The organism is Ruegeria sp. BG5 (genome assembly GCF_056538425.1).
This window is the reverse complement of sequence record NZ_JBQFTC010000005.1, coordinates 87394-112217: the sequence shown is the minus strand read 5'-3', so window position 1 is coordinate 112217 and position 24824 is coordinate 87394. Positions and strand designations below refer to the sequence as shown.

Here is a 24824-nt window from a genome sequence, read left to right as displayed (position 1 = left end):
GCGGGCCTCGCATGTCGTTCGGTAACAAAATTACGTATGAGGGTTCTAAAGCGCAATTTTCAGGACATGTCAATTCGCTGCGTTGCGGCATTTCAAAATTGTGCAGATTGTGAGCGGTTTCGATTAGTGGCACTGTGCCGACATGATGCAAACCGTGGAACTTCCGCTCTGGCTTTTCCTGCTGATCGTGGTCTTTGCCATGGTCACGTTCGCGTCGCATTTCTTGTTCCCATCGGTGCGCTGGTTTTTTCGCCGCAGGCTGGAACGGGCGGTGTCGCGATTGAACAAACGTCTGCAACGCCCGATTCAGCCGTTCAAGCTGGCCCGGCGGCATGACATGATCCAACGGCTGATCTATGACCCGCAGGTCGGGCACGCCGTACAAAATCACGCGCGCGAGGAAGGCATCCCCGAGGCAGTGGCCTTTGAAAAGGCCCGCCGCTATGCGCGCGAAATCGTGCCCTCGTTCTCGGCCTTTGCTTATTTCAGCTTTGCCATTCGTTTGGCCCGGTTGCTGAGCAACACGTTCTACAACGTGCGCCTCAGCTATGAAGACGAAAGCGCCGTCAAGGACATCGACCCCGAGGCAACGGTTGTCTTTGTCATGAATCACCGCAGTAACATGGACTACGTGCTGGTCACCTATCTGGCGGCGCAGCAGTCGGCCCTGTCTTATGCTGTGGGGGAATGGGCGCGGGTCTGGCCGCTCAGCCGGTTGATCCGGGCAATGGGGGCGTATTTCATCCGACGGAAGTCCGGTAGTGAGCTGTATCGGCAGGTCCTGGCCAGCTATGTCCGCCACGCGACCGAGGCAGGCGTGACCCAGGCGATGTTCCCCGAAGGCGGGCTGAGCCTGACCGGCGCGCTGGGTCGGCCTAAGTTGGGATTGTTGAAATACATCATCGATGGCACCTCGCCGGACGGGCGGGATGTTGTGTTCGTGCCTGTGGCCCTGAACTATGACCGGGTGTTGGAAGACACCATTTTGACCCATGCCGCTTTGGGGACCGAGCGGCGCTTTCGTGCGCGGATCGGTGTCATCACCAGCTGGATCGTCAAGCAGCTCTGGCGTCGCCTGATCGGGCGGTACAAACGGTTCGGGGTGGCCTCGGTGCGGTATGGCCAGCCGATCTCGCTCAAGGAATTCTCGGCCAGGGCGGGCGATGACATCATGACCGATCTGGCCCGTGCGCTGATGGTGCGGATCGGGGCGGCGATACCGATGGTGCCCGGCCCGGCGGCCTGTTCGTTGTTGCGCGAAAACGGTCCGATACCCGAGCAGGACGTGAAGGCTCGGATCGTCGCGATGATGGAGCAGGATGGCGGCGAATCCGCCGAGACGGCGACAGCCGTGACAGACGCGCTGGATCAGTTTGTCGAGCGCCGCATTCTGAGCCGAGATGGGGACATGCTATGCCTGTCTGGCCAGCGCGGCGATCTTCTCGATTTCTACGCCAACTCACTGCCCAACCACATGAATTCCGATGATTCTGCGGATGCGAAAGAAATTTCTGCACCTGCGGGGTCATAAAATTACAAATTCGATCCAAAAACGGTTGCAATATTTCGCGTCGATCAATATTCCAGTCGATGAAGCGCGCGATTCTGCGTCGCGGCAAAGGTATTGAGAGAAGGAGGCCAGCATGGCTTTGGACACCGAAAGCGGTATCGCGTCGTACGAGGCACCCGAAAAGGACCTCTATGAGATGGGGGAAATCCCTCCGATGGGGTTTGTGCCCAAGCAGATGTATGCCTGGGCAATCCGGAAAGAACGTCATGGTGAGCCCAACACCGCCATGCAGCAGGAAGTGGTCGATGTGCCGACCCTGGACAGCAACGAAGTGCTGGTTCTGGTTATGGCTGCGGGCGTGAACTATAACGGCGTCTGGGCTGCACTGGGTCAGCCGATCAGCCCGTTTGACGGCCACAAGGCACCCTATCACATTGCGGGTTCCGATGCGTCGGGCATCGTCTGGGCCGTTGGCGACAAGGTCAAGCGCTGGAAAGTCGGCGACGAGGTTGTCATCCACTGCAACCAGGACGATGGCGATGACGAAGAATGCAACGGCGGCGATCCGATGTATTCGCCCAGCCAGCGCATATGGGGTTACGAGACACCCGACGGCTCGTTCAGCCAGTTCACCCGCGTGCAGGCACAGCAGCTGATGCCGCGCCCCAAGCACCTGACCTGGGAAGAGGCCGCCTGCTACACGCTGACGCTGGCCACCGCCTACCGGATGCTGTTCGGTCACGAGCCGCATGACCTGAAACCCGGTCAGAACGTTCTGGTCTGGGGTGCCTCGGGTGGTCTGGGGTCTTATGCGATCCAGCTGATCAACACAGCGGGCGCAAATGCGATCGGTGTGATCTCGGACGAAAGCAAGCGTGACTTTGTCATGGGTCTGGGCGCCAAGGGCGTTCTGAACCGCAAGGACTTCAATTGCTGGGGTCAATTGCCCACCGTGAACACCCCGGAATATGCCGAGTGGTTCAAAGAGGCTCGCAAATTCGGCAAGGCGATCTGGGACATCACCGGCAAAGGCAACAATGTCGACATGGTGTTCGAACATCCGGGCGAAAGCACCTTCCCGGTCTCGACCTTTGTGGTCAAGAAAGGCGGCATGGTTGTGATCTGCGCCGGCACCACCGGCTTCAACTGCACCTTCGACGTGCGCTATATGTGGATGCACCAGAAGCGCCTGCAGGGCTCGCACTTTGCGCATCTGAAACAGGCCGCAGCCGCGAACAAACTGATGGTCGAGCGTCGTCTGGATCCCTGCATGTCCGAAGTGTTCTCGTGGAATGATCTGCCCGAGGCGCATATGAAAATGCTGCGCAACGAGCATAAACCGGGCAACATGTCGGTTCTGGTTCAGGCCCCGCGGACCGGTATGCGCACCTTGGAAGAGGTGTTGGACGCGCGCCCCTAATCTGCCCGCAAAACAGACAAGAAACACCCGCGAATCGGCCTTTCGGTTCGCGGGTGTTTTGCGTTTTTCACCCGCCCTTCGGCCTTTCAACAGGTTGCAAAATCACCCCTCGCTGTTTTTGGGGAGTAGAAACCGGTGAATAGGCTGAAAAAGATCATACATGTTATGGTTGTGTTAACCCTTCGTTAACTGTTTCAGAGAGACCCTGATGGCGCAAAATGAGTGGATTTTGGACGTATTGTCGGACCTCAACGCGTTCGCCGTTGCGAATGGGTTAACCGCCTTGGCCGAGCAGCTGGATGATACACGGCTGATCGCTGCGGCCGAGATCGCGTCCATGAAGGATGAGGCACGGGCGCCCGCGGATGGGAACAGAACTCGATTTGGGTCAGATCCTGCAGGATTTGGAAAACACCAGCACGCTTGACGAGCTCAGCGCGGTTGCATTTCGATTACGTGACCGTCTGAAGGTCGCACATCTGACCTATCACTGGGTGGACGGGGCCGGGGATCAATACGGCTGTACCACCTATTCCGATGACTGGGACGAACGGTATCGGGAAAAGAACTACCACCGCATCGACCCTGTCATTCTGGGCTGTTTCCAGCGGTTCCACCCGGTCGACTGGAAGGCGTTGGACTGGTCGAGCAAAGTGGCCAAGGCCTTTCTTCAGGACGCACTGGCGCATGGGATCGGCAACCAGGGCTATTCGATTCCAATCCGGGGGCCCAACGGGCAATTCGCGCTGTTCACCGTGAACCACAGTTGCGACGACCAGACCTGGCAGGAATTCATCTCGACCTACGGGCAGCAGCTGATCCTGGTAGCGCATTACATCAATCGCAAAGCGCTGGAGTTTGAAAAAGACAGGCAGCCCGAGTCGACGCGTGGCCTGTCACCCAGAGAGATCGACGCGATTACCCTGCTGGCGCTTGGATATAGCCGCGCGCAGGTGGCCCATTCGCTGTCGATTTCCGAGCATACTTTGCGGGTTTATATCGAAAGCGCGCGGTCGAAACTGGGCGCGCAGAACACAACGCACGCCATAGCCACAGCACTCAGCCGCGGGTTAATAGTGGTTTAAGCAACGTACGGTCCTCGAACAGTTAATTAACCACGTCTCTGTACCCCTTTCGTTCTTAAAAGAACGACGAGGGGAACACGTCATGTTGCGTTATCTGTATGCTGACGAGCTGCACAAATTTCCGATTCTGGCCGAGGGGATGTTTCGCGATCGCGCAGATCAGTTCAAAACCCGTTTGGGTTGGGACGTGCACGTTAACGAAAAAGGGGAAGAGCGGGATCAATATGACGATCTCAATCCGCTCTATGTCATCTGGGAAGAACCCGATGGCAGCCATGGGGGATCGATGCGGGTGCTGCCCACAACCGGCCCTGTGATGGTGAACGAAGTCTTTGGCCATCTGAACGAGGGCGAGCCGATCTGCAGCCCCTTGATCTGGGAGGTGACGCGCTTTTGCCTGTCCCGAACCGCCAGCCCGCATACAGCCGGGGCCATCATGCTCAGCGGGGGCGAGATGATGGAAGGGTTCGGCCTGACCCATATCGCCGGGGTGTTCGATGCGCGGATGATACGCATCTATCGCATGATCGGCTCGTCCCCGATCGTTCTGGGGACAGAAGGCAAGGGGCGCGATCAGATCTCGGTCGGGCTGTGGCCCTATTCGGCAGATGACTGCAATCGCGTGGCAGCGCGGGCGGGCATCCCGCGCGACCTGTCGCGCCTGTGGTTCAAGACCGCTTTTGGCCCCGGCAGACGGCACCGGTTTGCCTTGTCTGCGTGACGGTGGCGAAAACGGCATTCCGCATCTGGTGGTGGCTGGCGCGGCCTTGTAGGGTCGCGCCATGTCTTTGCCCAATGTGATCTTCTCGGACGATCAGGCCGCCGCATATGACAGCATCGCCGAGATGCTGCGCTCAGCCGGTGTGGACCTGGAAGATGATGCGCTGCTCAAACTGCCGGGGGCCGGAAAATCCGGTGTGATGGCGGTGATCGGCAAGGCGGGGTCGGGCAAGACTCTGTTGCTGGCAGAGCTGTATAAGGCGCTGGCCGAAACCGGCGTTCAGATCGTGTCGGGCGACTATGAAAGCCGTAAATCCAGGGACAAGCGCACGCTTGCGATTCTGGCCCCCACGAACAAGGCCGCCAGCGTCCTGCGCCTGCGCGGTGTTCCGGCCACAACCATCCACCGCATCCTCTATACGCCGGTTTACGACCCCGAATATGAACGCATCGCCGAATGGCTGGCCGGAAATGACGACCGGCCCGAGATCGAGGGCCTGACAGATGAGGCGCTGGATCGCGCAGCGGCGTTTTATGAAAACAACAAATCAATTCCCGGCGCGTTGGCGGCTGCGGGGTTGCGTGGATCGGATTTCATCACCGGTTGGAAACGCCGGGATGAGCCGCTGGATATTGGCTTTGTCGACGAAGCCTCGATGCTGGATGACCGGCAGTTCGAAGACCTGAAAGAGATCTTCCCGACCCTGCTGATGTTCGGCGACCCCGCTCAGCTTGCCCCGGTCAACCAATCCGGCAGCATGGTGTTCGAGGCGCTGCCAGAGCCGCGCAAGCTGGTGCTGCACCGGGTCCACCGGCAGGACGCGGATAACCCGATCCTCGATCTGGCCCATGCGTTGGCCGATCCGTCCATGGGGTTCGAAGATTTCGAGCGTCTGGTCGAAGACACCGCCCGCCGCGATGATCGTGTGGTCTGGGGCCAGCGGGTCGAGGTTGATCTGATGGCCCGCAGCCCGGTTCTGGTCTGGCGCAATGCAACGCGCATCCGGCTGATCCAAGCGTTCCGGCAGGTCCATGGTGCGCCGGATACCGAGTTGCTGGAAGGCGAACCTCTGATCTGTGACGGGATCGAACTGCCTTTGAAACACCGCAAGAAGCGGCTGGATCTTGAGGCGCGCGGGCTGATCAAGGGCGCTCAGGTTGTCTATCTTGGGCCGGGGCGCAAGCCGGGGTTTTCGCGCTTGCATGTGATGGGGGCCGAGGACCCTCAGGTCAGTGCAGCGTCGATTGTGCAGATCGAAAAACCGGACGAAGAAGAACCGTTCATCCCTTATGCTGCCCGCATGGGGGCGACGTTTTTGCACGGCGCGGCGGTGACGATCCACAAGGCGCAAGGGTCCCAATGGGACACGGTACAAGTCTTTGCACCAGACATCTATGCAGCAGCCCGGATGGGCCGGACCGAGGCCGGGCAGCCATTGTGGAAACGGCTGGCCTATGTGGCCATCACACGGGCGCAGGAGCGGCTGATCTGGGTGGTGCGCAACCGACTGTCGAAACCCACCCATCCGCTGCGCGTGGACGACCTGCGCGCGGTCCCTGCGGCATCCCTGACATTGGAGGCGGAAGAGACATGAAAACCATCATCGTCACTGGCGCAAGCTCGGGCATCGGGCAGGCCACGGCCGAGCTGTTTCTGGCCGAGGGCTGGATGGTCGGCCTGTTGGCCCGCAGCGAAGACAAGCTGGCCGCGATGGCTGACGGTCAGCCGCGCGCTGTGCCATTGGTTGCGGATGTGACGGACCCCATCGCCGTGGCCCGAGCCTTTCGATCCTTTGCCAACCGGGCCGATCGGCTGGATGTCCTGTTCAACAACGCGGGCATCTTTGCCCCCGGTGGCACAATCGACGAAATCGCGCTGGAGGATTGGTACCAAAGCGTCAACGTGAACCTCAACGGGATGTTCCTGTGCGCGCGTGAGGCGTTTCGGCTCATGCGCAGCCAGGCGCCACAAGGGGGACGGATTATCAACAACGGCTCGATTGCGGCCTATGTTCCACGCCCCAACTCGGTGCATTACTCGGCCACGAAACATGCCATCACCGGCCTGACCCGCAGCCTGTCATTGGATGGGCGCGACTTTGGCATCGCTTGCGGTCAGATCGACATTGGAAACGCCCGCACGCAGATGGTTCAGGGGCTGGTCGATGCGGCCGTCGCGAACGGAGAAACGCCGGACCCGACAATGGACGTGCAGGACGCAGCGCGATCTGTCTTGCACATGGCCAATCTGCCGCCCGAGGCGAACGTGCAGTTCATGACCGTGATGGCTACCACGATGCCCTATATCGGGCGGGGCTAAGCGTTACTTTTCGCGCAGCAGACGGAAGGCGGTTGATGCGCCCCAACCCGCAGCAATGGCGATGACCAGCGACATCAGGCCGTAAAGAACAGGCTGCTGGCGGGACATGTTGTACAGAAACCGCTCCAGCCCCACCTTGCGCACGTCAATGGTGGTTTCGTATTGCGAGACAACCTCACCCCCCCGGGTCAGGTAAATCCGCGCCACATAATCGCCTTCGGTCAGGTCTGCGGGCATCGCGATCGAGGTGCGAAACAGGGTTTGTTCGTCCACCGCGACCGTGTTTTCCCGAATCGAATACAGGTCTTCGTTTTCGCGAATCCGCACCACCGCATCGGCAAATTCCTGAGCGCCCCGAATATGCATCGCCGCCCCGACCGAGCGGATCGCCCGTTCGATGGAAATGCGATAGCGCAGGTCTTCGGTGTCGGTGATGATCTCGTCAAACGGCGCGCTTGTGGCGACGGCATAGAAGCTGGGGGCAAGATCGACCAGAACGCTGTCGGTGTTGACCCAGATACCGAACCTGCGTTCCTTGCGCCGCACCGTGATCGGTTCGGACGGGCCTGCGACGGACACGATGACCTCAAGCGGGGGCCCTTCGGGGATCGGGGCCTCGCGCTTGATGGCGCCGAAGATCAGGATCTCGGAGCCGTCAAAATTGGCGGTGATGGCAACACGGTCCTGGCTGAGACCCAGAACAACCTGTTCCTCGGCTGCGGCGGCGGGCAGGCACAACAGGCACAAAGCGGCGATCAGAGGGCGCAACATTCTCAGTGCCCTCCGCTGTCGCCAAGCGAGAACAGCTCGGTCGGTTCCAGTAGCAGGTCCAGCGCCAGCTTGCCGCAGACGACCAGAACCAGCGCGGCCAGCAGAACACGCAGTTGCTCGGCCGGCATACGCGCGCCGATTACGGTGCCGATCTGCGCGCCGATGACGCCTCCGACCAGCAAAAGCACCGCCAATACCACGTCAACGGTGTAGTTGGTGGTGGCGTGCAGCATGGTGGTGAAGGCGGTGACAAAGATGATCTGGAACAGCGAGGTGCCGACCACGACCTTGGTCGGCATGCCCAGCAGGTAGATCATCGCGGGCACCATGATGAAACCGCCGCCGACGCCCATGATCGCTGACAGAACGCCCACGCACAGTCCGACCAGAACCGGCGGAATGACCGAGATATAAAGGCCCGAGGTCCGAAAGCGCATTTTGAACGGCAACGCATGCACCCAGCCGCGCTGTCTGCGCTTGGCAGGGGTGGCGTTGCCCTTTTTTACGCGCCGAAGCGCGCGCAGGCTTTCGACGAACATCAGGCTGCCGATAACGCCCAGAAACACGACGTAGCACAAGGTGACCAGCAGATCGACCTGACCCAGCCCCTTGAGGTAGTTGAAAATCACCACACCCAGGGCCGCGCCTATCAGGCCGCCCGTTAAAAGCACCGTGCCCATCTTCAGATCGACCGTCTTTCGTCGGAAATGCGCCAGCACGCCCGAGAAGGACGAGGCAACGATCTGGTTGGCTTCGGTCGCAACCGCGACGGCAGGCGGGATGCCGATGAAGAACAGCAGGGGCGTCATCAGAAAGCCGCCCCCAACACCGAACATTCCGGACAGGATGCCGACCATCCCGCCCAGCCCTAACAGAAGAAAGGCATTCACGGAGACTTCGGCGATGGGAAGATAGATCTGCATGTTGTCTTCTAGTCGGGCGAATGGGGCCAGTTCAATGCGACAAAGCCGCGATCAATTGGGATGGTTAAACACCGGAATTCGTACGTTTCCGTGACAGCCTGGCAGCGTATCGAGGTGATCTGTAGACCCCTGGTCACGCTGCTGTCTGGCAAAGGAAACACGCACATACCCTTTTAGAGCGGTTGCGGCATGCAAAATCAACTGTGCATGCCGCTCTGCAGCAAACAGGACCCAGAATTGTCTCGAAACTGGACTTATCAGCGTTCCTTTACATAGGGCTCACCACCCGCGCGGGGCGGTACCGCCTTGCCTACGAACCCGGCCAGAATGACGACGGTCAGGATATAGGGCAGGGCGTCCATCACCTGAACGGGAATCACCACGCCGCCCAGATCGATATTCTGGAACCGCAGCGCAACAGCTTGCAGCAGGCCGAACAGCAGACAGGCCCACATGGCATGCCACGGGCGCCATTTCGCGAAGATCAGTGCGGCCAGCGCAATGAAGCCCCGGCCGGCGGTCATCTCTTTGACGAACCCGGCCTGCAGCGCGGTCGCCAGATACGCCCCTGCAATACCGCAGAGCACGCCACAAATGGCCACAGCGGCAAAGCGCAGACCGACCACTGAGACGCCAGCCGTATCCACCGCCGCCGGGTTTTCACCCACCGCCCGCAGGCGCAAACCGAACCGGGTGCGATACAGGATCCACCAGGTCAGCGGTACCATCAGAAAGGCGATGTAAACCAGAATCGAATGGCCCGACAGCAGCTCGGAGTAAATCGGGCCGAGAATTGGCACACCGCTCAGCGCTTCGGCAAAGGGAAACTCGATAGGCTCGAACCGGCCTTGCCCAAACAGGGACGGGGTGCGTCCGCCCTGCTGGAACCAGCTTTGGGCGATCAGTACGGTCAGGCCCGAGGCCAGAAAGTTGATGGCAACGCCCGAGATCAGCTGATTGCCCCGGAAGGTGATCGAGGCCACCCCGTGCAGCGCCGACAAGACCAGCGACGCGCCGATCCCTGCCAAAAGGCCCAGCCAGACCGAACCGGTTACGGCAGCGACGGCGGCCGAGAAAAAGGCTGACATCAGCATCTTGCCCTCAAGCCCGATGTCGAAGATACCCGCGCGTTCCGAATAAAGCCCGGCCAGACAAGCCAGCAGCAGCGGCGTGGCCAGACGGATGGTCGAATCGAGGACCTGGATGAGGGTAACGAAGAATTCCATCACTCAGCCCCCTTCCGCAGACCCAGGAACAGCTTTTCAAGCGGCATGCGAACCATGTTGTCGAGCGCCCCGGTGAACAGGATGACCAGCGCCTGAATGACGACGATCAGTTCCCGCGGGATCGAGGTCCACAGCGCCAGTTCTGCGCCGCCCTGATACAGGAAGCCGAACAGCAGCGCCGCAAGGAACACGCCGAACGGGTGCGACCGGCCCATCAGGGCCACCGCGATGCCAATAAAGCCCGCGCCTTCGGTCGAGTTGAGAACCAGCCGTTCCGCCTCACCCATCACGTTGTTGATTGCCATCAGACCCGCCAGCGCGCCCGAGATCAGCATAGCGATGATGGTGATGCGCACAGGCGAGATACCGGCATAAACGGCCCCGGTTTCCGAATGGCCATAGGCGCGGATTTCATAGCCCAGCCTTGTGCGCCAGATCAGGGCCCAGACGATCACACAGGCCAGAATCGCCACGAAGAACGAGATATTGGCAGGCGCCCCCCGGAACATCACATTCTCGGCGGTTGAGAACATCGACTGGAAAGTCGGCAGGTGGACCGCCTCGGGGAAGCGCGCGGTCGCCGGGTCTTGCGAGCCCTGTGGGCGCATCACATTGACCAGCATGTAGTTCAGGAAGGCAGCGGCGATGAAGTTGAACATGATCGTTGTGATCACGATATGGCTGCCGCGCTTGGCTTGCAGATAGGCCGGGATCGCGGCCCATGCCGCGCCAAACAGCATCGAGGCGGCACAGGCGGCCAGCAGGGCAATGCTCCAATGCGGCCAGGGGACATAAAGGCAGACCATGGCAACGCCAAGCCCGCCCAGCATTGCCTGACCTTCGCCCCCGATATTGAACATCCGCGCGTGGAACGCGACGGCCACGGCCAATCCGGTGAACATGAAGTTGGTGGCGTAGTATAGCGTATAGCCCCAGCCATAGGTCGATCCCAGCGCGCCGGTGACCATCAGGTTCACGGCCTCGACCGGGTTTTCTCCGATGGCCAGAATGACCAGCGCCGAAAGGATTGCGGCCAGTAGAAGGCTGATCACCGGGATCAGCACGACATCGGCCCATTTGGGCATTTTATCCATGTTACGCGGCCTCTCCCGCAACACCGGCCATCAGCAGGCCCAGTTCTTTTTCATCCGTCTCGGCGGGCAGACGTTCGCCCATGATATGTCCGTCAAACATCACTGCGATCCGGTCGGACAGTGAGAAGATTTCCTCCAACTCGACCGAAACCAGCAGGATGGCCTTGCCCTGATCGCGCAGGGCGACGATCTGTTTGTGAATGAACTCGATCGCGCCAATATCGACACCTCGGGTCGGCTGGCCGACCAGCAGCAGGTCGGGATTGCGCTCAATCTCGCGCGCGACGACGATCTTTTGCTGGTTCCCCCCCGAAAAGCTTTTGGCCGTCAGCCAGCCATTCGGTGGGCGGACATCGAATTTCTCGATCTTCGCTTCGGTATCGGCGCGCAGGGCGGCGTTGTCCATGAAGATGCCACGCTTGTAAGCCGGGTCGCGGTGATAGCCGAAGGCCACGTTTTCCCACGCGTGGAAGTCCATGATCAGACCTTCGCGCTGCCGATCTTCGGGCACATGGGCAATGTGCTGCGCGCGCCGCGCCTGTCCATCCGACCCCGCCCCGCTGAGCGGCAGCGGCACGCCGTTCAGCTTGATCGAGCCCTGACCTGGGCGCATCCCGCCCAGAACCTCCAGCAGTTCAGACTGACCATTGCCCGCGACACCGGCAATGCCCACAATCTCGCCCGCCCGGACGGTCAGGTCGATCCCTTTGACCCGCTCAACACCGGCGCTGTCAAAGACTTGCAGGTTTTCGATCTCCAGAATCGGTTTGCCCGGCTTTGCAGGCACTTTATCGACCTGCAGCAGAACCTTGCGGCCCACCATCAGCTCGGCCAGTTCTTCGGGGCTGGTCTCGGACGTCTTGACGGTGGCCGTCATCTGCCCGCGCCGCATGACCGAAACGGTATCGGTGTTCTCCATGATCTCGCGCAGCTTATGGGTAATCACGATGATCGTTTTCCCCTCGGCCCGCAGCCGGTCGAGGATGCGGAACAGCTGGTCCGCCTCGGACGGCGTCAGAACGCCGGTGGGTTCGTCGAGAATCAGAATCTCGGCCCGGCGGTACAGCGCCTTGAGGATCTCGACCCGCTGTTGCATGCCCACACCGATCTCGTCGATGCGTTTGTCGGGGTCCACGAACAGCTCGTACTCTTCTTCTAGCGCTTTCAGTTCCTTACGCGCCTTGGCCAGCGACGGCGCCAGCATGCCGCCATCCTCGGCCCCCAGAACGATGTTTTCCAGAACGGTGAAGTTTTCGACCAGCTTGAAATGCTGGAACACCATCCCGATGCCCGAGGCAATCGCCGCCTGACTGTCCGGAATCTCGGTCTTGGTGCCGTTGATCCAGATCTCGCCTTTGTCGGCTTTGTAAAACCCGTAGAGGATGCTCATCAGCGTGGATTTGCCCGCACCGTTTTCACCGATAATCCCATGGATCGTACCGGGGGCGACGCTGATGGAAATGTCTTTGTTGGCCTGAACCGGCCCAAAGGCTTTGGAAATCCCTTTGAGCTCAATGGCGGGGACGGTCATGTCGTGTCCTCAATTGCCGAAGGGACCGCGCAACCGGCGCGGCAGAAGGAAAAAGCGAGGCGAAAGAGACCCTCCGCCCCGCATGGGTTTTAGAATTGCAGTGCCGGGCAGCTGTCGTTCTCGTAGTAGCTGACAACCGAGACATTGCCGTCGATAATGTCGCGCCGTGCGCTTTCGATGGCCGAGCTCATTTCTTCGGTGACCAGCTCTGCGTTGTTTTCGTCCATTGCGACGCCAACGCCTTCTTCGGCCAGACCCATCGAGAAGACACCGGTTTGCAGGTCTTCACCCGCCTTCATGGCGTCATAAACGGCAACATCCACGCGCTTGAGCATCGAGGTCAGCACTTTGCCCGGATGCAGGTGGTTCTGGTTGCTGTCCACGCCGATCGACAGGATGCCTTCGTCGGCTGCGGTTTGCAGAACACCAACGCCGGTGCCGCCTGCGGCCGCATAGATCACGTCAGCGCCCTGACTGATCTGCGCCTTGGTCAGTTCCGAACCCTTCACCGGGTCGTTCCATGCCGCGGGGGTGGTGCCGGTCATGTTGGCGACAACTTCGATATCCGGGTTCACGGCCTTGGCACCTTGGGCGTAACCGCAGCCAAAGTGGCGAATCAGCGGGATGTCCATGCCGCCGATAAAGCCAACGGTGCCCGACTGGGACGCCATCGCTGCCATCATGCCGACCAGATACGATCCTTCATGTTCCGCAAAACCGATCTGACGGATATTCGGAGCCTCCAGCCAGGTTACGTCAACCGCAACAAACTTGGTGTCCGGGTAATCACCGGCAACAGCGGCCAGCGGATCGGCCATGGCAAAGCCCATGGTGATGATCGGGTTGGCACCGGCTTCGGCAAAGCGGCGCAGGGCCTGTTCGCGCTGGGCTTCCGACTGAAGCTCGATCTCGCGGTAGGTTTTGCCGGTTTGATCTGCCCAACGCTGTGCGCCGTTATGTGCGGCTTCGTTGAACGACTTGTCAAACTTGCCACCCAGGTCAAAGATCAGCGCCGGTTCGGCCAGGGCTGCGCCAGCTGTCAGTGCGACCGCCGCAGCGGCACCCATCAGAGATTTCATGAGGGTCATTTCTTACTCCCGTTGTTTTTGTCGTTGGTCCAAGGCCAAGGATAGCCCCGATTACCCACTCAGAGCGAGCATAACTGTTGTGATGGCGGGAATTAAGGATGTTTGCAACAGGTGGGGTCAATAGATTTTTGACCGTTTGGTCCGAAAATTGCCACTTACCGTCAGGGCAGGGCGCATTCCATGACAATTGCGTCGCAGTTTGGCCCGTTTTCTCGGCGGTAGTAGCCCTTGCGCTGACCACACACCCGGTATCCGCAGCGATGGTATAGCGCGATTGCGGGCCGATTGTCGGCGGCTACGTCCAGAAACGCCCGTATCGCGCCCAGTTGCGCGGCCTTTGCGTGCCAGTCGTTCATGCATTGCAGGCCCAGCCCCTGCCGTTGATGGCTGGGGTGAGTCGCGATGGTCAGCAACTCCGCCTCATCCGCAATCACCTGAAACAGGGCGAAGGCTTTGGGCGTTCCGATGCAGTGGGTGAACGGGTTGGCCAGCAGGTCAGCGAACTCGGACGCCGTCCAAGGACGGGATTGGGTGAAAGCGGCGGCATGTGTTGCGGCCAGATCCCGAGGTGTCATTCGTCCAGCAAGACCGGAGGTGTGTCGCTGGACGGTGCCGCATCGGCGGGGCGGACGTATAAAGGCGCAGGCGGTAGGGTTTCGGTGTCCCATCGACGTGCTGCAACCCGCGCAATGGCTTGCGCCTGCGCTGCCGGGTCGGGGCAGAAGTAGAGCGGCCCCAATACCTTGGCCTCGTCCAGCGGTATCAGGCGTGCGGGTAAGACAGCCGTCTGCACATAGACCTGATCGCGCGGTGCCGGGATGGCGGGGATATGGGTGTCCGGGGCAATGTCGCGCAATGCGTCAAAGCCAGATACACCCACAGCAGGGACGTTCAGGCCCAAAGCCAGCCCCCGTGCCGCAGAAACCGAGATCCGAATGCCGGTGAATTTTCCCGGTCCGACGCCGACTCCGATGGCGTCCAAGTTGGCCCAGCTACAGCCAGCCTGTGCCAACACCTCTTCCAGCAGGGGCATCAGCCGTTCGGCCTGTCCGCGTGACATGGCCTCGGCCACGGATACGACGATCTGTCCGCCTCGCAGCAAAGCGGCCGCGCAATGCGCGGCCGATGTGTCAAATGCCAGTATTGTCGGGTCAGACGGCAACCGGACGAACCTCGGTCACTTCGGGGATGTAGTGGCGCAGCAGGTTCTCGATACCCATTTTCAGGGTCAGTGTGGACGAGGGGCACCCGGCGCAAGCGCCCTGCATATGCAGGTAAACCACGCCCCGGTCAAAGCCGTGGAAGGTGATGTCACCACCATCCTGTGCCACTGCGGGGCGCACACGGCTGTCCAGCAACTCTTTGATCTGGTTGACGACTTCCGCATCCTCACCGGTATGTTCCGCATGACCGGATGCCGTTGTTGCGTCCGCTCCCATTACGGGTTGACCGGACTGGTAATGTTCCATCACCGCGCCAAGGATGGCGGGCTTGATGTGGTCCCACTGCACGTCATCCGATTTGGTCACGGTGACAAAGTCGTTCCCAAAGAACACGCCGGTCACGCCGTCAACGCCGAAGATGCGCTTGGCCAGAGGGGATTTCTCACCCGCTTCAGCGGTTGGAAAATCGGCTGTTCCCGCCTCAAGCACCGTCTGGCCGGGCAAAAACTTCAATGTGGCCGGGTTAGGGGTGGATTCGGTCTGAATGAACATGGGACAGCTCCGTCTAAGGTGTCTTTGATATGCGCGTCGCAGTCGGGGAAGTCAAGATTTGGAACTATTCTAAATTGAGGCGGCGTAGTCCAGCGCCTGATCCAGCCGGTCATCGCCCCAGAACAGCTCATCCCCGACCAGAAAGCTGGGCGCTCCAAAGATACCTGCCGCCTTGGCCCGATCCGTTTGCTGAAACAGCGCGGCCTTGACGTCCGGGTCCGCCGTTCGCTGCAACAGATCAGACGGCAGACCCGCATCGCGCAGACAGTCCAGCAGAGTCCCTTGATCCGAAATGTCGCGTCCCTCACCAAACTGGGCGCTGTAGACGGCGCGGACAAAACGCGCCTTTTGATCCGTTCCGTCGATGGCCAGAACCAAACGTGCCGTATTCAGGCCGTTCTGCGGGAACGGGTCCGGGCGTTGAAACGGCAAGTCGCGCGCATCGCATAACCGCTCCATATCCCGCCACATATAGCGGCCTTTGGCGGCATAGAGGTTGAACGGCGACGTGGTCCAGCCCTGATCGGCAAAGATCGGCCCCAGCAAGAAAGGCTGCCAGTTCACGGTCACGCCCTTGGCGGTGGCGACCTGTTCGATGCGCATGGCGCTGAGATAGGAATAGGTCGAGGCGAATTCGAACCAGAACTCGACGCTCGCCCCCATATCAGGTGATTTCTTCCAGCTTTTCCTTGCTCAGATCGCCGGGCACGATTGTGATCGGGATCGGCAGGCTTCCCGAGTTCTTCGTCAACTGGGTAACCAGCGGGCCGGGCCCCTTTTTGTCGGTGCCTGCCCCCAGAACCAGCACGCCGATTTCGGGGTCGGACTGAACATGCTCGATGATCTGAGGCACCGGATCGCCTTCGCGGATCGCCAGTTCCGGCTCGACGTTTTGTTTGTCGCGCATCCACTTGGCGAACACTTCGTAATGCGCATGAATACGCTCGCGCGCTTCTTCGCGCATGACCTCGGCCACACCGATCCAGTGGTTAAACTCGTCGGGCGGGATGACCGACAGGATCGTGACGCCGCCGCCGGTGTGGGCCGCGCGCATTGCGGCAAAGCGCATAGCATTCAGGCATTCACGGCTGTCATCCAGTACGACCAGGAACTTGCGCATGGGTGTCCTCATTCTTTTTGGGGGATGATGCCCGACCGATTGCGCGCTGGCAACTCGGGCAATGTCCACATATTCAGCTAGCGTTCGCTGGCAGCCCAATCCCAATAAAGACCACGGGCGCGGCGGGCAATAGGGCCAATCTGAAATTGCGTGTCGTCCAGCGCGGTTACCGGCGTTACCTTGTTCATGTTCCCGGACATGAACACCTCATCCGCCTGATGGAAATCGTCAAAGCCCAGAATCGTTTCGTGCACGATAACTCCATCGGCGCGCAGGTTCTTGATGTGACGCGCGCGGGTGATCCCGGCCAAAAAGGTGCCGTTGGGGATCGGGGTAAAGACCTCTCCGTCCCGGACCATGAAGATATTGGCGGTTGCGGTCTCGGCCACATTGCCCATCGCGTCCGCAACCAGCGCGTTCGAGAACCCTTTGGAGCGCGCCTCCTGCAGCATGCGGGCGTTGTTGGGATAAAGGCATCCGGCCTTGGCATGCACAACGGCAGATTCCAGAACCGGCCTGCGAAAGCGCGTGGTTGTCAAGGTGGCCGAGGCCGTCTCGGGCGCCATCGGAATCTCTTCCAGGCAAATTGCGAAACCGGTGCTGTTTTCCTTTGGAACAATGGCAGTGGCGTCACCATCGATCCCCCAATACATCGGGCGAATATAGACGCCTGTGTCCGGGCCGTAGGCCTGCAGCCCGTCGCGCACCAGATCGACCATCTGTTCTGGCGTCACCGTTGGCGTCAGCATCAGCGCCTCAGCCGAGCGGTTCACGCGGGCGCAATGGGCCAGAAGATCCGGGGCCATGCCTTCGAAATACCGCGCCCCGTCAAACACTGACGAGCCCAGCCACGCGCCATGGTCGGCGGCACGCATGATCGGAGCGTCCCCATCGTGCCATTGGCCTTCGAAATAGGTGCGGATATTCTTGCCCGTTGCCATGACGCCCTCCCAAGCTTTGGGCAAACCTAGGAGGGCGTCAGGCGAAGGTCCAGTGTAATCAGCGCGATGCTGCGCCGACCATACCCACAATGTCGTAGGTCTGGCGCAGGATCGGCGCGGTGATTTCGCGCGCGCGTTCAGCGCCACGTGCCAGAATGCGGTCGATCTCGGCCTGATCGTTCATCAGCCGCGCCATCTCGGACGAGATCGGCGACAGTTTCTCGACCGCCAGTTCGGCCAGCATCGGTTTGAACTCACCGAACTGTTTGCCGCCCACCTCCGACAGCACCTGTTCCGCGCTTTGATCCGCAAGAGCGGCGTAGATGTTCACCAGATTGCGCGCCTCGGGGCGGTCTTCCAGACCATCGGGTTCTGACGGCAGCGCATCCGGGTCCGTCTTGGCCTTGCGGATTTTCTTGGCGATCGTGTCGGCATCGTCGGTCATGTTGATCCGGCTCATATCCGATGGATCGGATTTGGACATCTTCTTGGACCCGTCGCGCAGGCTCATGACCCGCGTGGCCGCGCCTTCGATCACCGGTTCGGTAATGGGGAAGAAATCCACGCCGAAATCGTTGTTGAACTTGATCGCAATGTCGCGTGTCAGTTCCAGATGCTGCTTCTGGTCCTCGCCCACCGGAACATGGGTCGCGTGATAGATCAGAATGTCGGCAGCCATCAGCGACGGGTAGGCGAACAGACCCAGCGAGGCATTCTGCTGGTTTTTGCCCGCCTTGTCCTTCCACTGAGTCATCCGCTGCATCCAACCCATCCGGGCGACACAGTTGAAGATCCAGCCAAGCTGCGCGTGCTCAGGCACCTGACTTTGGTTGAACAGGATCGACTGTTCCGGATCAATGCCCGCAGCGATGAACCCGGCGCATAGCTCGCGGGTGTTGTGGGACAGCGCAGCGGGGTCCTGCCATGTGGTGATCGCGTGCAGGTCGACCATGCAATAGATGGTTTCGAACTCTGGCCCCTGCATGTCCACAAAGCGCTTCATCGCGCCCAGATAATTGCCCAGGGTCAGCCCGCCCGAAGGCTGGATGCCGGAAAACACGCGCGGCGTGAATTGGGTCTGGGTCATCGAAGGGAACTCCCGTCTGGAAAAATCAGCCCTCGTCGCTTACCCATGAGGGTCAGGGACGTCAACAGCCGCGAAAGGCCCGCCCAATATGAGCAGTGAGCATTACACACCCGCCGTGAACCCCCTGCCGCCCGTCGTGGTGGCGCTGGTTCTGTTCATCATCGGGATCGAACTGGCCTTCACGCTGGGCGCGCGCGGGCTGGCCGGAGGGCCGGGTGCCGTAGGCTGGCGGTTGGATGCGCTGCAGAGTTACGCGTTCTCGGCGGATATTTTCGACTGGATGGTGCTGAACGGTCGCTGGCCGTTCGAGCATGTCATCCGTTTCGTGACCTATCCCTTTGTCTCGGCCAATTTCACCCAAGCGGTGTTTGTCTGCGTCTTCGTGCTGGCCATGGGCAAGTTGGTCGGAGAGGTTTTTGGCGGTTTTCCGATGCTGCTGATCTTTGTGCTGTCGGGCGTGGGTGGCGCGCTGGCCTATGCGTTGATCCTTGATCCTTCATATCCGCTGGTCGGAGGCTTCCCACCGGTTTACGGATTGATCGGGGCCTTTACATGGCTGTTGTGGCGCAAGCTGTCTCTGGTCGGCGAAAATCAGGCGCGGGCTTTCCAGTTGATCGCCGTGCTGATAGGTATTCAACTGCTCTTTGGGCTGCTGTTTGGCGGGACGTCCGATTGGGTGGCCGATCTGGGTGGGTTTGCCACCGGGTTCGGGCTGTCGTTCTTTCTGGCTCCGGGCGGTTGGGCCCGGATCAAGGGCCGCATCCGGCGCGATTGATCAGGACCGGCGCAGGGCGCGCTTGAACTCGGACAGTTTGAATGCGCCCAACGAATGGCCAAGCACGAAATACGCAACCGCCGCCACGACGATCAGCGCCAGTAACGCGAGATAGCGCCAGCCCGCCAGCGCAAAGGCCCAGCCGAACAGGTAAATGGCTGCACCCAGCACCACGCCCATTCCGACCGAGGCCGCAACGATCCGCCATGCGCGCAGCTTGAACCGGTCATCAAACCGCGCTTCGTCCCCCATGCGCCGCGCGCCGACTGCGAGCAGCGCGACCATCGCCCACCCGGCGGCTGAGGCCGCAATGGCGGGTGCGATCCATCCGACCACAGGATAAAGACCAAAGGCCAAAGCCGCATTGATGATCACGGCAACGACAGCATAGCGGAAGGGGGATTTCGTATCCTCGCGCGCGAAATACAGCGGTTGCAGCAGTTTCTGCAGCATGAAGGCCGGAAGCCCGACGCCGTAGATCGCCACGGCGAGCGCTGTGGCGGCGGTATCCTCGGCGCTGAACTGGCCGCGCTCGAACAGAACTGAAACCAAGGGTATCGGGATGATCAGAAACGCCACGGTCGAGGGCAGCGTGAGCAGCAACATGAACTCGCCCGCGCGCGAGAAGGCGTTGCGCGCACCTTCCTTGTCGTCGGCGCGCAGACGGCGGGACAGGTCGGGCAGCAAGACAATGCCGATGGCAATCCCGACAACGCCCAGAGGCAATTGATACAGACGATCCGCGGCAAATAGCCAACTGACGGCTTTCTCGGTCTTGGACGCCACCAATTGCCCCACAACCAGATTGACCTGTGTAACCCCCATAGCCAACGCAGCAGGGATCGCAATGCGGACCATGTTGCGCATTTCGGGTGTCAGGCACGGCAGGCCCACGCGTATACGGATACCCGCGCGCTCGGTCGCGACCCAGACCAGAGCCAGTTGAGCGACGCCGGCGACAGGGATCACGGTAATGAGCCAGCGAATGACCTCACCGCCGGATATCGCGCCAAAGATAAGCGCCGAGCACGCAAAGATGTTCAGCAAAACGGGCGCGGCAGCGGCAGCTGCAAAGCGGCCCGTCGCATTCAGCACGCCCGAAAACAAGGCCGCCAATGACATGAACAGGATGTAGGGAAAGACGACGTAGCCGTAATCGACGGCCAGATCGAACCTCTCATCGCCATAGAACCCTTCGGCCGTCAGCCACACAAGGCCCGGCATGAATACCATTGCCAGACCGACCAGAACCAGCACGGCTGCGCCAAGCAGGTTGAATGCATCCTGTGCGAACCCTTCGGCGTTTTCACCGCCTTCAAGACGTTTGGAAAACATCGGGACAAAGGCCGCGTTGAACGCCCCTTCGGCGAAAAACCGTCGGAACATATTGGGCAGGCGGAAGGCCGCCACAAAGGCGTCCATCACCGGCCCCGGGCCGATATAGGCGGTCAGCAGAATCTCTCGCAGAAAGCCCAGAATGCGGCTGGCCAGAGTCCAGAACCCAACCGTGAAAAAGCCCGAAAACAGCCGGATCTGCTTCATGAGGCCGCGCGCTCGGCGCCTTCGGTGATGGCGGTGCGCAGCTTGGCCTCAAGCCCGCGCTGCTTGCTTTCCGAGTGGTATTTCAGCCCGAACATATCCTTGACATAGAAGGTATCCACCACCTGTTCGCCATAGGTCGCGATCACGGCGTTGGCGATATAGACATTGGCCGCCGCTAGCGTCCGCGTCAGATCATAGAGCAAGCCGGGCCGGTCGCGGGTATCAACCTCGATGATCGTGTAAATCTCGGACCCGTCATTGTCGAAGGTGATATGGGTCGGCACGTTGAACGCGCGCTCGCGTTTCTTGATCTTGTCGCGGGATTTCAGCGCCTCGCGGGCGACAACCTCGCCCTTCAGGGTCTTGTGGATCATCTGCGTCAGACGCGGCAGGCGCGCGGCCTCGAATGGGTGGCCCTCGGCATCTTGTATCCAGAATGCGTCGGTGACGTAGCCGTCCTTGGTCGTATAGCTGCGCGCATCCACCACGTTGGCCCCGACCAGCGCCAGAGCGCCCGCAATCCGCGCAAAGATACCGGGGTGGTCGCCCATGGCAAAGCAGGCGCGGGTCGCGTCGCGATCCTCGTCCGGGTGCAGACGGATTTCGACTTCGCCCGGATCACCGCTGCGATCCAGCGCGCGCAGCATGTCCGCAAACTCCACATGGGTCGCCACGTTCAGACCCTGCCAATAGGGTGCGTAGTGCCGCCCGGTTTCGACCTTGAGGTCGGCCTTGGACCAATCCGCAAGCTGGGCGCGCAGCGCCTTTTTGGCCTCGGTCCCGCGATTGGCGCGGTTCAGGTCCTCCATCCCGGTCTCAAGCGCGCGTTTGGTTTCGGCATGCAGGGCCCGCAACAGGGTGGCTTTCCAGTTGTTCCAGGTGGTCGGGCCGACGCCGCGAATGTCGCAGACCGTAAGCACGGTCAGCAAATCCAGCCGCTTGACCGTCTGCACGGCTTTGGCAAAGTCCCTCACAGTGCGCGGATCTGAAATATCGCGTTTCTGCGCCATGTCGGACATCAGCAGGTGATAGCGCACCAGCCATTCGACCGTCTCGGAATCCCCCTTGTTCAACCCAAGCCGGGGGGCCACCTTGCGCGCGATCTGCGCCCCCAGGATCGAGTGATCCTCGGGCCGCCCCTTGGCGATATCGTGCAGCAGCAAGGCCACATACAGAACCTTGCGGTTGACGCCACCTTTCAGGATCGAAGAGGCCAGAGGCAAGGACTCCATCAACTCTTCGCGCTCGATCTGGGCCAGGTTCACGATGCACTGAATGGTATGCTCGTCCACCGTATAGCTGTGATACATGTTGAACTGCATCATCGCGACGATGGGCTCGAACTCGGGCAGGAAGGCCGATAGCACGCCCAGTTCGTTCATCCGCCGCAAGGCCCGTTCCGGGTTGCCGTGTTTCAGCATCAGGTCCAGGAAAATGCGCCGCGCTTCTTTGTCGTTGCGCATGTCCTCGTCGATCAGATGCAGGTTGGCTGTTACCAGCAGCATTGCGTCGGGATGGATCAACATGCCGGTCCGCAACCCTTCCTCGAACAGGCGCAGCAGGTTCACCTTGTCGGCCAGAAACGCCTCCGGATCGGCGATGTTCAGACGCCCGTGCACAACGCTGTAGCCCTGCTTGACCCTCGGACGACGCCGGAAGATCCGTTCAAGCAATGGGGCACCTTTCACATGCGCGGCTTCCAGCTTGGTCAGGAAGATCCGCGTCAGCTCGCCCACGCGCGTCGCCTCGCGGAAATAGCGCTGCATGAACACCTCGACACCGCGCCGACCGGCCCTGTCTTCGTAGCCCATTCGCGCCGCGACCTCGACCTGCATGTCAAAGGTCAGCTGTTCCGTCGCACGCCCCGTGACCAGATGCAGATGAGAGCGCACGGCCCACAGGAAATCCTCGGCCTCGACAAAGGTTTTGAACTCTTCGGGCGTGAACAGACCCAGCGGCACAAGCTCGGCCACATCCTGAACGCCGTAGATGTATTTGGCGATCCAATACAGCGATTGCAGGTCGCGCAGCCCGCCCTTGCCTTCTTTGACATTGGGTTCGACCATATAGCGCTGGCCCTGTTTCAGGTGGCGTTCGTCGCGTTCCTTTAGTTTGGCCTCGATGAACTCGCGCTCGGTCCCTTTGAACAGGTCGGATTTCAGCTTGTCGTCCAACTCCTCCGCCAGGGCCGTGTCACCGGCCAGATAGCGCTGCTCCAGCATCGCGGTGCGGATGGTGAAATCTTCGGCTCCCAACCGCAGGCAGTCTTTAATGGTGCGCGAGGAATGTCCCACCTTCAGCCGCAAATCCCACAGGATGTAGAGCATGGATTCAATCACGCTCTCGGCCCAGGCGGTGATCTTGTAAGGCGTCAGAAACAGCAGATCGACATCCGAGGCAGGGGCCATTTCGCCCCGCCCATATCCGCCAACGGCCAGAACGGCGATCCGCTCGCCTTGCGTCGGGTTGGCCAGCGGGTGCAGACGCTCGCTGGACACGCGCATCGCCGTGCCGACCAGTTGATCGGTCAGGTGGGTATAGGATCGGGTCAGGGGCCGCGCATCAAACGGGCGCGCCGCAAACGCATCCGCAATGGCCTTGCGACCGGTCTTCTGCGCATCCCGCAGGATTCGCACGGTTTCCGAACGGATCGCGGCATTGTCCGCGCAGGTTTCAAATGCAGACGCCAGTTGTTCAGTCACACTGGCGCTGTCGAAAATATCCTCGGCGGGGCAGATTAGCACGGTGTCGGGCGCGGCAACCAGACCGGGTCGATCAGAAACCGGCGCCAGAGAAGCTTTGTGGGGCAGGGTCAATCACAACCACCTGTTTGTTCTGGATCGTGGCGACGGCCAGACCGCGTTCGTTGGTGCCGTTCGGACGCAGACGGAAGATGCCGCCGACGCCCTGGAAACCGGCGTTCTGTGTCAGGGCCGCCCCGGTCAGCGCGTCGGATTTGCCTTGCGAGACCAGTGCGCCGATGGCCGCGATGCCGTCATAGGCCAACCCACTGATAGGATGCGGGGCCTCGCCGTAGGTCGCGTTATAGCGCTGGCGGTAGGCTTGTGCCTTGGACGGGTCCGGCAGGGCGAACCAACCGCCCTGAACGCCCGGCAGTTCCAGCGTTTGCGGCGGGATGTCCCAGCGGGTCAGGCCGATGAATTGCGTCGTGGCCGGCGAGACGCCTGCCTCTGGCAGAAGCTGGGTGAACAGGGGCAATGCTCCGGCCGTTGTTGCTGTCAGGAACACCGAGTCCGCGCCCGACGAATCCACAGTTGCCTTGACGGTGGGAACCGCGTTGATCACCCCTTGTTGCGAGCGGTCATAGCCCACAGTGCCCGCGTTGTTGACCGGGCTGGAGTTCAGCGCATTGGCAATGGCCGACTGGCCCAACTGGCCCGCCGCGTCATTGCTGTGCACAATTACGGTGCCGGTTTTACCTTGCGAGCCTGCATAGTTCACCAACCGGTTTGCAGTGTTCTGGAATGTGGGGCCAAGCACGTAGACATTACCGCCCGCGATGCTGGTGTTGTTCGAAAAGGACAGAACATTGACGTTGTTGTTCAGCACAGCCAGCCCGGCCGCGTTGGCCGCTTGTGCGTAGACCGGTCCGATGATGATCTTGGCCCCGTCCGACACGGCCTGCTGCGCAACAACGGATGCGGTGCCCGCGTTTCCGGCAGTGTCATAGACCCGCAGGTCGATCTGAACATTCGGAAGATCGTTCATCGCCAGCCGCGCGGCGTTCTCAAGGCTGCGCGCCAGTGCGGCGTCTCCCGCCTGACCTGACCCGCTTGGAACCAGCAGGGCGACCGGGACAGGTTTCGACGTGTTGATCGATGGCCCACCGCCCAAACCGCCGACGTCACAGGCAGCCAGAAACGCCACGGTGGCCAGGGCAGCAGCGGCCTTCGCCAGCTTGCTAACGGGCTTGCAAACGGTAAACATCTAAAAGA

23 protein-coding genes are annotated in these 24824 nt (G+C 60.7%); 7 read left to right on the top strand and 16 right to left on the bottom strand.

Annotated elements, in window-relative coordinates; all coding sequences use genetic code 11:
- Positions 1 to 142 precede the first annotated feature (142 nt).
- From ACR0KX_RS15400 to ACR0KX_RS15375, 6 genes are all read left to right on the top strand, one after another.
- Positions 143 to 1531 carry a 1-acyl-sn-glycerol-3-phosphate acyltransferase gene (locus ACR0KX_RS15400; protein ID WP_170455624.1) on the top strand — a complete coding sequence of 463 codons (1389 nt, stop codon included), beginning with the start codon at positions 143 to 145 and terminating at the stop codon, positions 1529 to 1531.
- A gap of 112 nt (positions 1532 to 1643) precedes the next feature.
- Positions 1644 to 2930 (top strand): crotonyl-CoA carboxylase/reductase, encoded by a 1287-nt coding sequence (gene ccrA, locus ACR0KX_RS15395; protein WP_170455623.1) that lies wholly within the window; start codon positions 1644 to 1646, stop codon positions 2928 to 2930.
- Positions 2931 to 3295: 365 nt separating this feature from the next.
- Positions 3296 to 4015 (top strand): LuxR family transcriptional regulator, encoded by a 720-nt coding sequence (locus ACR0KX_RS15390; protein WP_170624001.1) that lies wholly within the window; start codon positions 3296 to 3298, stop codon positions 4013 to 4015.
- Positions 4016 to 4097: 82 nt separating this feature from the next.
- Entirely contained in the window at positions 4098 to 4736 is a 639-nt protein-coding gene (locus tag ACR0KX_RS15385) for an acyl-homoserine-lactone synthase (protein WP_170522279.1), read from the top strand.
- Between the two features lie 61 nt (positions 4737 to 4797).
- Positions 4798 to 6330, top strand: coding sequence for an AAA family ATPase (locus tag ACR0KX_RS15380; protein ID WP_170623999.1), 1533 nt, complete (start codon positions 4798 to 4800; stop codon positions 6328 to 6330).
- Entirely contained in the window at positions 6327 to 7055 is a 729-nt protein-coding gene (locus ACR0KX_RS15375; RefSeq protein ID WP_480626997.1) for an SDR family oxidoreductase, read from the top strand. Before ACR0KX_RS15380 ends, ACR0KX_RS15375 begins: the two co-directional genes overlap by 4 nt.
- 3 nt (positions 7056 to 7058) lie before the next feature.
- Here ACR0KX_RS15375 and ACR0KX_RS15370 read toward each other — a convergent pair whose 3' ends face one another.
- The 13 genes from ACR0KX_RS15370 to trpS form a co-directional block, all read right to left on the bottom strand.
- Positions 7059 to 7826 carry a TIGR02186 family protein gene (locus ACR0KX_RS15370; RefSeq protein ID WP_170455614.1) on the bottom strand — a complete coding sequence of 256 codons (768 nt, stop codon included), beginning with the start codon at positions 7824 to 7826 and terminating at the stop codon, positions 7059 to 7061.
- Between the two features lie 2 nt (positions 7827 to 7828).
- Positions 7829 to 8749, bottom strand: a complete 921-nt coding sequence (locus ACR0KX_RS15365) for a sulfite exporter TauE/SafE family protein (protein WP_170455612.1) — start codon at positions 8747 to 8749, stop codon at positions 7829 to 7831.
- A gap of 257 nt (positions 8750 to 9006) precedes the next feature.
- Positions 9007 to 9975, bottom strand: a complete 969-nt coding sequence (locus ACR0KX_RS15360; protein ID WP_170522285.1) for an ABC transporter permease — start codon at positions 9973 to 9975, stop codon at positions 9007 to 9009.
- Complete coding sequence (locus ACR0KX_RS15355) at positions 9975 to 11069, bottom strand: ABC transporter permease (protein WP_170455607.1); 1095 nt, start codon at positions 11067 to 11069, stop codon at positions 9975 to 9977. Before ACR0KX_RS15355 ends, ACR0KX_RS15360 begins: the two co-directional genes overlap by 1 nt.
- A gap of 1 nt (position 11070) precedes the next feature.
- Entirely contained in the window at positions 11071 to 12600 is a 1530-nt protein-coding gene (locus ACR0KX_RS15350) for an ABC transporter ATP-binding protein (protein ID WP_170623996.1), read from the bottom strand.
- An 89-nt stretch (positions 12601 to 12689) separates the two neighbouring features.
- Positions 12690 to 13688 carry a BMP family ABC transporter substrate-binding protein gene (locus ACR0KX_RS15345; RefSeq protein WP_170455603.1) on the bottom strand — a complete coding sequence of 333 codons (999 nt, stop codon included), beginning with the start codon at positions 13686 to 13688 and terminating at the stop codon, positions 12690 to 12692.
- A 161-nt stretch (positions 13689 to 13849) separates the two neighbouring features.
- On the bottom strand, positions 13850 to 14263 hold the full coding sequence (locus ACR0KX_RS15340; protein WP_170623994.1) for a GNAT family N-acetyltransferase: 414 nt from the start codon (positions 14261 to 14263) through the stop codon (positions 13850 to 13852).
- Complete coding sequence (gene tsaB / locus ACR0KX_RS15335) at positions 14260 to 14850, bottom strand: tRNA (adenosine(37)-N6)-threonylcarbamoyltransferase complex dimerization subunit type 1 TsaB (RefSeq protein WP_480708567.1); 591 nt, start codon at positions 14848 to 14850, stop codon at positions 14260 to 14262. The genes ACR0KX_RS15340 and tsaB overlap by 4 nt, the downstream gene beginning before the upstream one ends.
- Entirely contained in the window at positions 14840 to 15403 is a 564-nt protein-coding gene (locus tag ACR0KX_RS15330; RefSeq protein ID WP_170455597.1) for a NifU family protein, read from the bottom strand. The genes tsaB and ACR0KX_RS15330 overlap by 11 nt, the downstream gene beginning before the upstream one ends.
- A 69-nt stretch (positions 15404 to 15472) precedes the next feature.
- On the bottom strand, positions 15473 to 16066 hold the full coding sequence (locus tag ACR0KX_RS15325) for a 2-hydroxychromene-2-carboxylate isomerase (RefSeq protein WP_170623990.1): 594 nt from the start codon (positions 16064 to 16066) through the stop codon (positions 15473 to 15475).
- 1 nt (position 16067) lies between these two features.
- Entirely contained in the window at positions 16068 to 16523 is a 456-nt protein-coding gene (locus tag ACR0KX_RS15320; RefSeq protein WP_170455593.1) for a universal stress protein, read from the bottom strand.
- A 77-nt stretch (positions 16524 to 16600) separates the two neighbouring features.
- Positions 16601 to 17464, bottom strand: coding sequence for a branched-chain amino acid aminotransferase (locus ACR0KX_RS15315; RefSeq protein ID WP_170623988.1), 864 nt, complete (start codon positions 17462 to 17464; stop codon positions 16601 to 16603).
- A 58-nt stretch (positions 17465 to 17522) separates the two neighbouring features.
- Positions 17523 to 18551 (bottom strand): tryptophan--tRNA ligase, encoded by a 1029-nt coding sequence (gene trpS, locus ACR0KX_RS15310; RefSeq protein ID WP_170623986.1) that lies wholly within the window; start codon positions 18549 to 18551, stop codon positions 17523 to 17525.
- A gap of 88 nt (positions 18552 to 18639) precedes the next feature.
- Here trpS and ACR0KX_RS15305 point away from each other — a divergent pair, with 88 nt between their 5' ends.
- Positions 18640 to 19326: a rhomboid family intramembrane serine protease gene (locus tag ACR0KX_RS15305; protein WP_480708566.1), complete on the top strand. Its 687-nt coding sequence runs from the start codon at positions 18640 to 18642 to the stop codon at positions 19324 to 19326.
- On the opposite strand, the gene murJ is transcribed toward ACR0KX_RS15305, so the two are convergent.
- The 3 genes from murJ to ACR0KX_RS15290 are packed head-to-tail and all read right to left on the bottom strand — an operon-like array spanning position 19327 to position 24816.
- Complete coding sequence (gene murJ, locus ACR0KX_RS15300; RefSeq protein WP_480708565.1) at positions 19327 to 20868, bottom strand: murein biosynthesis integral membrane protein MurJ; 1542 nt, start codon at positions 20866 to 20868, stop codon at positions 19327 to 19329.
- On the bottom strand, positions 20865 to 23684 hold the full coding sequence (locus ACR0KX_RS15295) for a [protein-PII] uridylyltransferase (protein WP_170623982.1): 2820 nt from the start codon (positions 23682 to 23684) through the stop codon (positions 20865 to 20867). Before ACR0KX_RS15295 ends, murJ begins: the two co-directional genes overlap by 4 nt.
- Positions 23644 to 24816, bottom strand: coding sequence for a penicillin-binding protein activator (locus tag ACR0KX_RS15290; protein WP_170522305.1), 1173 nt, complete (start codon positions 24814 to 24816; stop codon positions 23644 to 23646). Before ACR0KX_RS15290 ends, ACR0KX_RS15295 begins: the two co-directional genes overlap by 41 nt.
- Positions 24817 to 24824: the final 8 nt, after the last annotated feature.